We start from the raw sequence: 13604 nt of genomic DNA, 5'->3' as shown, positions 1-13604 counted from the left end.
ATAGCTAATCTTGGCTTTATTTCCCGCTGATTCCTGCTGAAATCCTCTCGTTCGGATGTTCGAGGAGGAACTCGCATGAATGGAGGAATTATCAGTCCAAGCCTGTCAGACATAGCGTGTTACTGCGCGACAGATATCGCCGGGAACGAGGCTCTCCTCGATGGCAAGATCGTCCATGAGGTTGCCGGCAAAGCATGGGACGACATTGCGCGCGGTTCCGCGTACGGCACGAAATCCGTGCTCTCCATCACCCCCGGAGAAATTGACAGGCATCCCTTGATCAAGGATGCAGTATCGCTGGAGGAGCGCCTTGGCTGGAAGTTGTCCTGCCTTTCAAGCGTCAACTGCCGCTATGGGGCGGTGAAAATCGTGGGCGCAAACGCCCTCAATCGCCAGCTCGGTCTTCCACGGTCACGGTCCACGATTGTCCTCCTGGACAAATTTACCCTCCTTCCTCTTTGCCTGCTCGATGGAACCGACATCTCCGCCGCCAGGACGGCGAGTTATGCGACGCTTGTTCTTGAACGACTGCTCGCGCCGCGTCGAGATATGTCTGTCTTCCTGTTCGGCGCCGGACCGATTGCTGAAAAAATCGTTCTGGCGCTCGATCGATGCCACCGGGAAAAGATTCGCGAAGTCTTTATCCGGAGCCGCACAGTTGACTCAGCCAACCGGCTCGCGAGATCGCTGGAAAAGACGGTAACCTTCGACATGATTCCTGTTCGGGACAACGCCGATCTCGGTCGATGCGATTTTGTGATTACTGCATCAAACGCCAAGTCTCCCGTCTTCGAGGCCAGTGAGATAGGCGACGCTCCCGTGCTTCATCTGGGTGGAGATGAAACACCCGCGGGACATTTGGAACGGGCGCTGCGGTGCGGTAGCGTTCTGTGTGACGATGTGGAGATGGTGTCGCGTCGTGGTTCGCAAAGCCTCGCGCTTCACTTCTCGCGGAAAGGAACGACGCTGGAGCAATTGGGACCACTTCTCGGCATCCGGTCAATTACGGCGATCCTGGATCCGTCGGAGATCGCACAGGAAAAACCTGTCCACATCACCTGTGTCGGTTTGCCTATGCTGGACCTTTATGTGGCCGCACATGTCTATGAGACTTTGTCAGGCGTCACTGATGATAACGCCGGCGGAGCGACGGTTGCAAAAGCGGCCCACTGAGAGATGCTCCCATGTATATGACGAAGCTCCTCGCCGAATGCATTGCTGACCGCGTTTTCCGTACCGCGCCGGTAGAGGTGAGGAACAAGGCACTGTGCTGCCTGCTCGACGCCGCGACCTGCGCTCTCGCCGGCAAATACACCACCGGATCGACGAGCGTCAGACTTGTTGCCAGCCGAATTTTCGGTCCCGGAAACGCGGCCCTCTGGTTTTCGGAGCATCGCTTATCGACCATCGGCGCCGCCTTCGCCAACTCGGCTTCTGTTTGCGCCCTTGATTTTGATGATGGTCATCGTGCCGCGCGCGGACATCCAGGTGCTGCGGTGATCCCTGCTGTTCTGGCCACCTCCGCGGACGGGGCAATCGACGCGGACGAATTCGTCGCTGCGATCGTCGCCGGCTACGAGATCGCTATTCGGATCGCCGCCGCACAAAACCCTGAGAACATAAAAAGTCGCCAAAGCGGTCTCTGGGCCGGCTACGGTGCGGTCGCTGCAGCCGGCAGTATTAATCGCACACGCGGTGATCATCTTGCCCAAGCCTTGGCGATCAACGGTGTATGGGCCCCCAATCAGGCGGCAAATGGAAGTTCCGGCTATTCGAAGCTCACCGGGAATCATGCGAAAGAAGGAATCCCGTGGAGCGTCCTCACTGGCCTCACCGCACTCGAATTGGCAGAAACGGGATTTACGGGTCCAGAAGATATTCTCGATCACGCCTCCCATTTTGACAGGGATCGTATCGAGAACGGGCTTGGTCTGACCTGGGAAATCCTGGGGACCTATTTCAAGCCGTATTCCTGTTGCCGCTATATTCATCCCGCCATCGATGCAACGATGGACCTCATGCAAAGCCGGAGACTCGAGCCGAAAGACGTACTGTCAATCGAGGTCCACACATTCCAGTGGGCTCAGCGGCTGCAAAACAAAGTCATACCGAAAACTCTCGTGGAGGCTCAATACAGTTTGCCTTTTTGTCTGGCAGCGGCCGTCCGTCGTGGCGCCTCTGCGCTGGCGCCCATCGATGAGCGACTTCTCGATGACCGGGAAATCTGTTCCCTTGCCGGTGCCGTTACCCTGGCCCTCGATGAACAGATCGACGAAAAATTTCCGTCAGAAACGTTGGCTAGAGTGACATTAACCACTCCTTCGGGCGAAATAACCTCCACCACCGTTATGCCGCGTGGCGATGCGGGCCGACCGATGCTTTGGGACGACCTTAGGGAGAAGTTCCATGAGGTGTGCAAGGGCAAAATGAGTGCAGCGCGTGAGGACGTTTTCGACACGGCGATTGACCAGCTCAAGTATGGTGATCCTCTGCCGTTCCTGCGAGAGATTTTGGCCGACCTGTGATTATTGATCGCTTCGCTTGGCCGTAGAAGCGCCCGAACTATTGCCTTTGATCGTTCCATTCCAGACCACCACCTTGCCATGGATGATAACGTGACGGACGCGGCCCAGGTTGACACGATCGACGATCGCGAGATCGGCGCGCCTGCCCTTCTCGATCAAACCGCGATCGCTTGCCAATTGTGGAAAGGCGCGTGCGACGTTCCCGGTCGCCAATGCGACAGCTGCAGCCGGTGACATCTGCTTCTTGTTAACAATGCGCTGGATTGCCACGAGGATGCTGTCCCAATGGCCGCCGGCATAGTCAGTCGAGATCGTATCGACGCATCCGGCCTCGATCAGGGCGTCGAAATTCGCCGGATTATTGCGCCAACGAGTCTGGATGCTGTCGAGCGTTGAGACATCGATGGTGACGCCACGCCGTCGCAGTTCGTGGGCGAATGATACGGATTCATCCGGCAGAAACATCGGATGGTTCGTATGACCCGCGACGATGTTTGCGTGGGGGTATTTCTCAGCGACTTCGATCAGACGTTGGACCGACGGCGCAGAATTGTGAAAAATCGCCGGGAAGCCCACACGCGCGGCTTCTCGCGCCACCTCCTCAAAGCCTCTCAGCGCGAGGTCGACCGGTGGCATTACGGACGCGAGAATGACCTGACGGACGGTTCGCACGCTGCAGACATCGGACAGACCGCATTCGTTGAGTATCTCCTGCAATTCGCGATCGGAAACTCCATCCTCGACTTTCAGGTATCGGCCGACCACGGCATTTCGCAACTGGCGTGAAACCAGAGGTGATACCTCCCGTTCCGTCGCCCGTTTCATCGCCTCTGGAATGAACCGGTATTCCTGTGCACCGCCTCCCAGTGTCTGGCCCCCGCCAACCTCGCCAAGAGCTTTTGCTCCTTGAGACAAAGCATCATCGATGGATGCATGTCGATGTCGTTCGGAAAGACCGGCGCCATCGATTGCCAAGGCGGCTTCGATATTGGAAGGGGTGTGCGCTGTGGAGATATGGACATCAAGCGGATGTGGATCGCCCGCAAACGCCTCATCAGCCAATGCCAAACCGCATACATTCAACAATGTCGTCGTCCCCTCGAGGAGGTGCCTGTTCCTGTTCCAGTCGATCACGTCCCTATCGACAGGAGACGACCCGCTCGGCATGGATGGCCCGCAGACGCAGCCATGGGCATGCGCATTGATAACGCCCGGGATAATCGTGTGGCCGTGAGCGTCGATGACGTCGATCTCATCAGGATTGATGGATATATCTCCTGGCTGGACGAAAACAATTCGGCCCTCTCCGATACCGATGGATGCATTTTCATGAAATGTCGCGCCATCTCCAGTAATCACGGACGCACCGCGTATGATCCTGTCGAGCCGATTATGAGACATTACGATCGTCCCCCAAACCGTCTGGAGCCTGATGCGCAGGGGATTCCAGAATGTAGCCGACACCCCGGACGGTGCGGATAAGATCGGGTTGCCCGTTCCCGTTCAGTCTCTTTCGCAATCGGCCTATGTGGACGTTCAGTGTGCGCTCTTCTACATGATGCAGACCTGGCCACACCGCACTCATGAGCTCCGCCCGCCGGCAAATTTCGGTCGGTCGCTCCATTAAGTGCGACAACACAGCAAATTCCAGTGGTCCCAAATGAACGTTTAGACCGTTTCTTGAAACCCGATGATGCTCGAAATTAATCTCAATGCCGCCATAGGACAACTGGCCTGATCGCGCTCGAGGCAGTGCCCGGCTGAGCGTACGCTTGCGCAGATATTCAAGCAGCTTGACCGGCGCAAATGGCCGGACGAAACATTCTTCGGCGCCGGCGCGCTGCATATCGACATATTGCCCCTCGGCGCCCGCACCAATGATCGCGAGCACGGGGACGCCCGCCGTGCGATGATTTCCCTTGATCCTGTCACAGACCTCAACCGCGGGAAAGGGATCAGGTCTGCAGTCAAGCAGTATAGCCATGACCTGGTGATCGTCGGCCAGGTGCGACATCTCTTCCACGCCTCTGGCCATCCGAACCTGATAACCCTCAACTCCCAGAATATGTGAAAGGAGGAGGAAGAAGTCCGCATCAACCGAACCGATCAGGATCAATTTTTTCATCAAATGTCCTTTGCGTCGGCAGCACCCTACAAAAGCAGGGCTGTTATCTCCTGCATCGAACCAACATACCTACAATCGACACACTACTTTCTCCCATTTTCGATGTGAAATCGACTACTAGAAGTAGTAGTCGCCAAACGTGGCGCGTTGTGGCAAATTTGAAATTTATGTTTGTTATCAGGGGAGACGGTGGCCGCCGACACAGTTTGGCTACTCGCAGGACGATCATTGCAGGGACGGACATTTGACCACATCGAAGAGCGGAAAGACCAGGGATGGCTTCGTATCGAACGCTTGGCAGCGAGATCGGAAACGTGGCGTCGTTACATTTAAATTTTCACTGCATCATCCAAGCAGCCATAAACGGCTGTGCGAAACGGCTATCTATGTTGCCGAAGTTGATGCCTCCACCAACGGGCAACAGGCATCCGGGCTACCACGCCATCGCTGCGGTCTGGTTGGAAGCTACATAGCCCGCAACGGAAAGATGCAGCTGCCAGACCAAGACGGTCGCTCGGCGTGACTCCTGACGGGCGAGCTATCAGCGACCGAGCGGGACGCTGACCAACGCTAGAAAAATGTTGGCAAGGTGCCGGTTTTGAAGCGATCGTTCCCCAATGTCGAGCCGATAGCCGAACAATAAAGCTGAACGCGGTACAGCCTGCCACGGCTTCAACCGAAAGACGAGCGGCAAAATCATGAGGATGTCGGTCCTCTAAAACGCTGGCGCGTTGTCGTTGAGCGCCCATGGGGAATGAGGTGCTTGTCGCGTGCGCCGTGAGACTCACCTCACATCAAAAAGGATTACCGCATGAAAACAGTGTCTGCGAATCTCGCCAAGGCTATCGAGACAATCACAGATGCCCCCACAGTCTATGAGGCTCTTTTATGTGTTCAGGAAATTTACGACGTAGATTTCGTCACCTATCATCTCACCGCAACTGTGATCAGCGACCTTGATGCACCATTTGTTCAATCGACTTACAGTCCGGAATGGATCGCACGGTATTTCCTGAAGCGATATGTCCAGGTCGATCCTGTTGTTCAACAGGGCTTTTTGCGGCAGCTTCCATTCGACTGGCGTGAATTCGAAATGACGCCCGAAATCGCAGCATTCTTTGATGATGCCCGGCAGCATGGCGTCGGAGAGTTCGGTTATTCGATCCCCGTTACAGACAGGGTTGGCCGGCGGGCGATCTTCTCCCTCAGTGCGGAGTACGACCCGAAAGGCTGGGACAGACTTGTTGCAGGAAATAGGTCAGACTGGATCGAAATCGCCTATCAGATCCATATGAAGGCGATCACGGAGATTCATGGCGGAGAAGACCCTGTTCCGGGTCTTAGTGCTCGCGAGCGGGAGTGCCTATCATGGGTAGCACGCGGAAAAGACCACAAGGATATTGCACTCATTCTCGGAATTTCGGAGCATACGGCAAGAAGCTACCTCAAGTCGGGCCGGTTAAAGCTTGGATGCGCAACTATTTCATCCGCCGCGGTCCAGGCGATGAAGTTCAGGCTGATCAACATCTGATTTAGCAGCACGAACCCGGACTTTCACCCTCGTGGCACAACAACCATAGACCTTCAATTTTCGGCGCAATACCTCAATTGATTGTGCCCATCTGTAGCAATGGGCAACCGGGGATTTACGTGCATCCTATTCCGACACATGATCGGAGATTGGCTCGTGTTCCTTCTTATCCAACCATATCAGCATTATCGGTACGCAGGCCTGCTGGAGCAGTCGTTCCGATTGCGGAAGCGGGTTTTTCACGATTGTCTTGGCTGGCAGGTCGATGTGCATCACGGCCTTGAACGGGACGCTTATGACGGTCTAGGAGCCGTTTACCTGGTCTGGTGTGACAAGGACGCGCACCATCTCTATGGCACGGTACGGCTCATGCCGACGACAGGGCCGACATTGCTGCATGATGTATTCAGGCGAACTTTGCCGGCAAAGGATCTGGTGTCTCCAGCCACATGGGAAGGCACACGAATGTGCCTTGATGTCGACCTCCTCAGAGCGTCTCAACCGACGCTCAGCCCATCTAGAGCGTTTGGGTTCCTTTTGCTGGCCCTGTTCGAATGCGCCTTCGCGCATGGCATCAAAACACTTGTGTCAAACTACGAGCCGCCAATGGAGAGAGTATACCGGCGAGCGGGATTGATCGTGGAGGAGATTGGCCGTGCCGATGGTTACGGCCGGCTCCCGGTGTGTTGTGGCGTGTTCGCCGTTTCAGACGAAACTCTCAATCAGATGCGAACAGTCCTTCGGGTTGCACAACCTCTATACAGGCGATTTTTGCCAGCGGCGTCAGAAGCGGCCGCAGGACAAACGCCTCGAGGCTCGGACCACATCAAACCTCTTAGAAAAACGGAGGTCTTCTGGACCTGCAACGCAGCCAGCAGCCAGACGTGTCTCTCAAGGATGGGAGGAAAATACCTCGGATGAAACTCTGGCTACACAAATTGATCGATACGACGTCCATGATGAAAACCAGCCGAGCGACTACAGAACTACTCGATCACCTGACCCAAGAGCTGGGGTTTGACTATTATCATGCGCTGACTCTCCATCACCCCAGATTGGGAAACTCCATCCTGTCCAATGCCCCAGATGGGTGGCTGGACAAATATGGGCAGGAGCGTTTTGACAGGATCGATCCAATCCTCGCCCAGGCCCGTGAAATAATGGCACCGTTTGTCTTTGATTTTGAGCATAAGGGAAAACTCGCACGCGGACCCCACCAAGAATTCTATTCCAGTGCCAACGAGGCGGGCATCAGGGCCGGCATATGCATGCCCGTGATGGCGCCTTTCAGCGATTTGTTCACCCTCTCACTTTTCACCGGCGATGTAACGTTGCCCCACAAATACCAACTACAGCCTGTTCTGAGTGCAAACGCTGTGGCATTACTCCACATGTGCGTGGAGGCAACCGAGGCGGCATCGATCAGAGCACCGGCCATCGAACTGACGGCGCGGCAGTCAATGGTGCTCAAGTGGGCCGCCGAAGGGAAAACGACCCAGGAGATAGCCCTCCTCGAAAACATGACACACCATACTGTGAATTTTCATATGAAGAACATTCGACGGAAACTTAAGACCGTCACACTCCCGCAGACAACTGCGTTGGCCACAAAGCTGGGACTGATCTAGCTTGTACTGCCAAAGGTTCACGATGAGCTTGCGCTCGATCGTCCCAGAGCGAGCCCACCGAAGAGAGTCGACGTGGGCAGCAAGTATGTTGAGAAGACTGCCGATGTGTCGATTCATTTGACGATCATCACGGATCGGGACGTGACGAACGGCATTTTCTTCTGAGACCGCGGTCTGTCAGAGAACTTCTGTCGTAGATTTCGGCTATGTCGATGCGTTCCCGGCGGACGAGCCCGACTACGACACAGCGCCGCCGACCACAGCAGGTTTTCGGTGTTGGGGCTGGTTGCATTTATCAGGCGGCTTTCCGAGAATGGAGCGGCAGGAAGTAGATCCCAATCTGCCCGTTCGGTCGGCCTCACGACTACCAAGGGCCGACAACAGAAATCATTTCCGCTTCGCGCCTTCATTCCAGTCATAGACACCGTGTTTGCCCGTACCTAAATGCAGACATGGCTTTACATCCCGGTGCTTGCTGCTTGCTGCTTGCGCTCGCACGAGCAATCGCTCCGCTGGACGGTTGGGGGAAGGCATCCCGCGGCAATTGACGGTGCGAGACGGCTGTTATTCCCCCCTATCGGCACAAAAGTTACCCTCACGGGTGACGATGGCGGCAGTGAAGTTGCCAGCGCAGCGTTTGTATGGCACCTCGTTTACATGCCAAATTTGCGAACGACATAAGGATGCGACCGTGGGAGACGAAGTTTGGGGTGTCAATCGGCGTCGTAACGGGACCCCTTATCGGCTCCCAAAAGGGACCCCTGCCTCTGGTTGCATCGGGTCAGCGCGCGTAGGCCCGGAGCTCTCCATTTAGCGCAGGGGCCTGCGGGCGCGGGTTGTTTGTCTTTTCGGCTTTAGCTTTGAGAGCGGTTTTTAAAGCGCCAGGATTCGTTTCCGGTTTCCACGATCTCGCAATGGTGGGTGAGCCTGTCGAGCAGAGCGGCGGTCATTTTGGCATCGCCGAATACGGCTGGCCACTCGCCGAAGGCCAGGTTCGTCGTGACGATGATCGATGTCCGCTCATAGAGCCTGCTGATGAGATGGAAGAGGAGCTGGCCGCCGGCCTGAGCAAATGGGAGATAGCCCAGTTCGTCCATGATGACGAAGTCGAGTCTGGTGATGAAGTCGGCCAGCCGCCCCTGCTTTCCGCTGCGTGCCTCCGTTTCGAGCCGATTGACGAGGTCGACGACGTTGAAGAAGCGTCCGCGTGCGCCGTTGCGGATTAGGGCGCGTGCGAGCGCGATGGACAGGTGGGACTTCCCCGTGCCGGTTCCGCCGACCAGAACGATATTGTGCTGCTCGGCGAGGAAGGCTCCTGTCGCAAGCTGGCGCACGAGCCCTTCGTTGACCGGCGTGTCGGTGAAGTCGAAGTCGTCGATGTCCTTGGCCAGCGGCAGCTTGGCCACGGTGATCTGGTACTTGATGGAACGTGCCTGCTTCTCGGCGATCTCCGACTGAAGCAGGTCACCGACGATGCGCGGCGGTTCGTGCTGTCGCTTGATGCCGGAGGCCATGATCTCGTCATAGGCGCTGCGCATGCCGAACAGCTTCAGCGCGCCCATCATGTCGAGGATTTGGGATCGTTCCATATCAGCTTGCCCTCCTGAGGCTGTCGTAACGGGCGCAATCGGCCAGAGGCTCGTGGGTCAGGCGAAGCGCATCGGGAATGGAAAGGATGGCGGCCGGCTGCGGGTCACGCTTGCGGGCCAGGATGTTGATGATGACAGCGGCCGAGAACACGCCCTGATCGAGCGCCTCCTGGCAGGCCGCTTCGACGGCGGGGAGCCCGTCCAGGCCCACACATTCGAGGATCGACACCATCTGCCGGTCGCCGTCATGCATGGCCTTCAGCCGGCGGCGCACCTTCTCCATGGCGGCGGGCAAAACCCAGTCGTGGAAAGGCGCACCATTGCGCAGGGCTCCCGGCTTACGGGTCAGGACCGGCACGTAATGCCAGGGATTATAGATCGTCTCGCCACGGCCGAAGCAGCGATCGTGCTGGCCAATCTCCACGCCATCCTGCCGGATGATGATGCGATCGGCATAGGCATGTATCTCGGCCGGACGACCGACTGCCGTGGACAGCACCGAGTATTTGTTGTTGTCGAAACGCACGAGGCAGGTCTTGCCGATCGAGGCCTGCACTGCGTGGAAGCCGTCGAATTTGCCGGGATAGCCGACCAGGTGCGGCCGCTCCGCATCGAACACCTCCCAGATCGTGCGCTCCGTCTGATCGACGTGCTTATGAGCGCGGGCGTAACTGATGCACTTGTCCAGCAACCAGCCATTCAGTTCATCGTAGGATTTGAAGCGCAGCCGCGGCGTGAAGAAGCGTTCGCGCACCAGATTGACCTGGTTCTCGACCTGGCCTTTCTCCCATCCCGACGCCGGCGTGCAGGCCACCGGTTCGATCAGGTAATGGCTGCACATCTGTAGGAAGCGGCGATTGTATTGCCGTTCCTTGCCGACGAAGACCGTCTCCACCGCGGTCTTCATATTATCATAGATGCCGCGCGTGCAGGCCCCGCCGAAGAAAGCGAACGCCCTGTCATGGGCGTCGAAGACCATCTCTTGCGTCTCGCGCGGATAGGCTCTCACATACATCATCCGGCTGTGGCAGAGCCGGATATGCGCAACCTTCACCGTCGTCGTCACGCCGTTCAGCACGACGATCTCGTGGCTCCAGTCGAACTGGTAGGCCTCGCCCGGCGCGTAATAGAGCGGCACATAGGCTTGCGCCGTCACGGACCCGCGCTCCTTCGCCCAGGTTCGGGCGTAACGCCGGACTGTGTCGTAACCGCCCTCGTAGCCGAGGTCGCGCAAGTCCTCGAATATCCGGATCAGTGTCAGCCGTTCGCGAGAGGATTTGGCCTCATTGGCGAGCAGCATTCTATCGAGCTGATCGCGCCAGGGGCCGAGCTTCGGCTGAGGTTGACGGGTCCGTTCGTATTTGAACTCCGTCTCATCGGTGCGCAGAACCTTCCGCACCACTTTCCGCGATATACCCAACTCCCGGCAGATCGCCTTGATCGACTTGCCCTGAACATGGGCTAGCCGCCGTATCTTCAGAATTGTTTCCACAATAAGCATCCAAACAAAAAGCCTCCGATGAAACCGGAGGCTGTTGTAACCCCATCGCAGATGGGGGTCCCGTTTGGACGCCGATCACCCCATTTGCGGGGTCCTTATTCCATGCCTAATCACAGTTTGGGGGACGTTAGTCAAAGAATTCTCTGATGTTCCAGACGCGTCGGCCATAACTCGCATCACTGTGCGCCTTGTGATCGCGGCGGTACTCGGTGGGGTTCTCGGGTTCGAACGCGAGAGCAAGGGCAGAAGTGCTGGCTTGCGGACTCACATGTTGGTTGCCGTAGGTGCTGCACTTTTCGTTTTAGGTCCACTGCAGAGCGGCATGCAGATCGGCGATCTGTCACGGGTACTGCAGGGTGTCGTTCAAGGAATAGGCTTCCTCGGCGCGGGTGCTATCATAATCCGCTCGGCGCAGCGGGAGGTAGAAGGGCTCACCACAGCGGCCAGTATCTGGGCGACAGCCGCGATTGGTGTAATGGCCGGCCTGGGAATGGAGGTAACGGCCGTCTTATCGACCGCGATCGTCTTGGTCATTCTCGCAGCGGTGCCTCACATCTTGCCCACGCCATCCGAGACGGACTCAAAGTCTAGTGGGGACGATTGACCGTAGGACGACAGCGAAGATGTTTCGGCCTCAACTCAATCTGTAGCAGGTAGCGCGAAAAGGCTGAAAAGCGCGCAATTTGAGACGTTAGGTTCACTTCGAAGATGTCCCAAAAGCAGTCGCTCTGCTCAAAGCCAGCGTCGGCAATGGGGTGGAACCCAGACAGTCTGTTGCGGGAGTCCAATCGACCGCTTTGCGCCAAGAGGAGACGTGAAGTTCTGCTACCCTAGACGTAGTGTCATGTCGTATCGGTCCAATCCGGCGGCAAAGCCATTCGGTGTGATCCGCTCAATCCTAAAGCCATGTTTCTCGTAAAAACGACTAGTATGTTGACTCGTCGCCATCGAAACCTCGGCTATGCCTGCTGAAGATCGAGCCAGGTTCAGTCTTTCACGTGTCAGGCGAGTGCCGAGTCCCCGTCGATGATAGGCTTGATCGACCATGCCCCAAGATAGAGACACCATCGTCGGTTCTGAAGCAATGCTCAGCCCACCACATGCGACGATACGGCCATCTAGCGTGAGAACGAGATAAGGGAACATCGAGCGGTCCACCTCACCAAGGAATTGGGCAAATTCGACACGCTCTTCCGATCCAAAGAATCTTGGTACGTTGCTATCGAAGATGGCCAAGCAAGCGTTGGCATCCTCTTTCCGATAGTGGCGTGTGGCGATCTGGCCCATGTTTGAAATATATCACCTCCGAGAGGTGTGATCATCATCTAGCGCCGAAGGTTGGGGCTGCTGCTGCTAAGCCCCAACACCGATCATCGACCAAGCAACCGGGTCTTGAGGCCGTTCGGGTAAAGCTCCGGGCTTCCGTCCATGTCCAGTTCTCGCGGATCATACCAAGCTGCCACCATTGAGGTGCCGTCATCCTCTTGGAATCGGATGCGTTCCTGGGCCTCGAAAGCTCCAGGGGGAAATGCCAAGTCAAAAATGAATAGGATTTCGTGCCGGCGTTCACCCTCGTGGACGAAGACGTTTTCCAGAACCATTGGCCCGGCGAGAATGGAAACCTCGATGTCAATCTCCTCTTTGAATTCTCTGATGACAGCATCTTTTGCGCATTCGCCAAACTCAACGCCACCGCCAAGTGGCCGGACACCCTTGAGACGCCCCTCATGGTCGTAGACCTCAAAAGCGAGGAGCCTTGGGCCACGCCAATGTAGGCCCAAGGCTTTAATGCGGATAACACTGGATTTGGTGACGGCGGTCATACTGTTGAGTTAACGCAATAGAAGCCTCTTCGCAACGGATCGCCGCAATCTGCGGAGAAGTCCGCCCCGAGTCACACAGCGACAGAGCGTGCTACCATCCGGCCGCCTGACGGAGGCGACGCGGTGGGAGGTGTGGCGGAGGCTTTGGCATGGACACCGCCCTACTGCGTAATCGATCTCCATGGAACAAAGGTATTCTGGTAGGGCAGAAGCGCCCACTTCAGCCGAAGAATGTGTGGTCGATCCGCGTTCGACTTGAGATGAGCGGCGCTGTCCGGGAGCTGGCGCTCTTCAACCTCGCCATTGACAGCAAGCTTCGCGCTTGTGACCTCGTCAAGTTGAAGGTTGAGGATTTATGGTCCGGTAGTTCGATCCGAGATCGGGCTACCATAATCCAAAAGAAGACGAAGCGGCCCGTGCAGTTCGAGGTCACCGAGCAGACCAAGATCGCGCTTGCGGCATGGCTCCCATTCGTTCGAAGGAACGGCAGCAGCTATCTGTTTCCGAGCAATCGGAACACGTCAAAGCATCTGTCGACGAGGCAGTATGCACGAATTGTCCACCGTTGGGTCACATCAATCGGGCTCGACGCCAACGCCTACGGCACCCACTCCATGAGGAGAACTAAGGCAGCACAAATTTACAAGAAGACCGGCACTCTTCGGGCGGTCCAGATTTTGCTCGGTCATACGAAGCTCGAAAGCACCGTCCGATACCTGGGCGTCGAGATAGACGATGCGCTCAGAATCGCAGAGCAAATTGAGCTTTAGGTTCTTGACCACCGGCGACAGCCGGTGGTCTCTCTCGCGCCAAGAGCAGTCATAAGTTTCCCGAAAAAATGGGCGAATGCTATTGCTCGTTAGTTGGCACCTGATTGCCAAG

12 protein-coding genes and 1 pseudogene are annotated in these 13604 nt (G+C 56.7%); 7 read left to right on the top strand and 6 right to left on the bottom strand.

Annotation, left to right across the window (positions count from 1 at the left end; translation table 11 throughout):
• Positions 1–75 precede the first annotated feature (75 nt).
• On the top strand, positions 76–1173 hold the full coding sequence (locus tag G6L97_RS24700; RefSeq protein WP_174004062.1) for an ornithine cyclodeaminase: 1098 nt from the start codon (positions 76–78) through the stop codon (positions 1171–1173).
• 11 nt (positions 1174–1184) lie between these two features.
• The gene (locus tag G6L97_RS24695) at positions 1185–2525 is read left to right on the top strand and encodes an MmgE/PrpD family protein (protein WP_174004061.1); all 1341 of its coding nucleotides are present in this window, start codon (positions 1185–1187) and stop codon (positions 2523–2525) included.
• Here G6L97_RS24695 and G6L97_RS24690 read toward each other — a convergent pair whose 3' ends face one another.
• Together G6L97_RS24690 and G6L97_RS24685 are read right to left on the bottom strand one after the other, a co-directional pair.
• The gene (locus G6L97_RS24690; RefSeq protein ID WP_174004060.1) at positions 2526–3926 is read right to left on the bottom strand and encodes an amidohydrolase family protein; all 1401 of its coding nucleotides are present in this window, start codon (positions 3924–3926) and stop codon (positions 2526–2528) included. It lies immediately after the preceding gene.
• Positions 3916–4650, bottom strand: coding sequence for a response regulator transcription factor (locus tag G6L97_RS24685; protein ID WP_174004058.1), 735 nt, complete (start codon positions 4648–4650; stop codon positions 3916–3918). Before G6L97_RS24685 ends, G6L97_RS24690 begins: the two co-directional genes overlap by 11 nt.
• 811 nt (positions 4651–5461) lie before the next feature.
• Between G6L97_RS24685 and G6L97_RS24680 the strand changes: the two genes are divergently transcribed.
• The 3 genes from G6L97_RS24680 to G6L97_RS24670 all read left to right on the top strand — a co-directional run bounded on the left by G6L97_RS24680 (position 5462) and on the right by G6L97_RS24670 (position 7809).
• Entirely contained in the window at positions 5462–6181 is a 720-nt protein-coding gene (locus tag G6L97_RS24680; protein WP_076846167.1) for a helix-turn-helix transcriptional regulator, read from the top strand.
• A 156-nt stretch (positions 6182–6337) separates the two neighbouring features.
• Complete coding sequence (locus G6L97_RS24675) at positions 6338–7102, top strand: acyl-homoserine-lactone synthase (RefSeq protein ID WP_174004056.1); 765 nt, start codon at positions 6338–6340, stop codon at positions 7100–7102.
• Positions 7099–7809, top strand: coding sequence for an autoinducer binding domain-containing protein (locus G6L97_RS24670; RefSeq protein WP_174004054.1), 711 nt, complete (start codon positions 7099–7101; stop codon positions 7807–7809). Before G6L97_RS24675 ends, G6L97_RS24670 begins: the two co-directional genes overlap by 4 nt.
• An 854-nt stretch (positions 7810–8663) precedes the next feature.
• Here G6L97_RS24670 and istB read toward each other — a convergent pair.
• Both istB and istA read right to left on the bottom strand, forming a co-directional pair.
• Positions 8664–9398 (bottom strand): IS21-like element helper ATPase IstB, encoded by a 735-nt coding sequence (gene istB, locus G6L97_RS24665; RefSeq protein ID WP_063976958.1) that lies wholly within the window; start codon positions 9396–9398, stop codon positions 8664–8666.
• Positions 9331–10899, bottom strand: a pseudogene (gene istA, locus G6L97_RS24660) (IS21 family transposase). Before istA ends, istB begins: the two are co-directional and overlap by 68 nt.
• Before the next feature lie 97 nt (positions 10900–10996).
• Here istA and G6L97_RS24655 point away from each other — a divergent pair.
• Positions 10997–11503: an MgtC/SapB family protein gene (locus G6L97_RS24655; RefSeq protein ID WP_323131708.1), complete on the top strand. Its 507-nt coding sequence runs from the start codon at positions 10997–10999 to the stop codon at positions 11501–11503.
• 221 nt (positions 11504–11724) lie between these two features.
• Here G6L97_RS24655 and G6L97_RS24650 read toward each other — a convergent pair whose 3' ends face one another.
• Both G6L97_RS24650 and G6L97_RS24645 read right to left on the bottom strand, forming a co-directional pair.
• Positions 11725–12186, bottom strand: a complete 462-nt coding sequence (locus tag G6L97_RS24650; protein ID WP_174004122.1) for a GNAT family N-acetyltransferase — start codon at positions 12184–12186, stop codon at positions 11725–11727.
• Between the two features lie 83 nt (positions 12187–12269).
• Entirely contained in the window at positions 12270–12722 is a 453-nt protein-coding gene (locus G6L97_RS24645) for an NUDIX hydrolase (protein ID WP_174004124.1), read from the bottom strand.
• Between the two features lie 149 nt (positions 12723–12871).
• On the opposite strand from G6L97_RS24645, the gene G6L97_RS24640 reads away from it, so the two are divergent.
• Complete coding sequence (locus G6L97_RS24640; protein ID WP_174004126.1) at positions 12872–13492, top strand: tyrosine-type recombinase/integrase; 621 nt, start codon at positions 12872–12874, stop codon at positions 13490–13492.
• Positions 13493–13604 lie beyond the last annotated feature (112 nt).

This window comes from Agrobacterium tumefaciens, assembly GCF_013318015.2.
Taxonomy (GTDB): domain Bacteria; phylum Pseudomonadota; class Alphaproteobacteria; order Rhizobiales; family Rhizobiaceae; genus Agrobacterium; species Agrobacterium tumefaciens.
The sequence above is the reverse complement of the archived record's forward strand: the minus strand, read 5'-3'. Positions and strand labels throughout refer to the sequence as shown.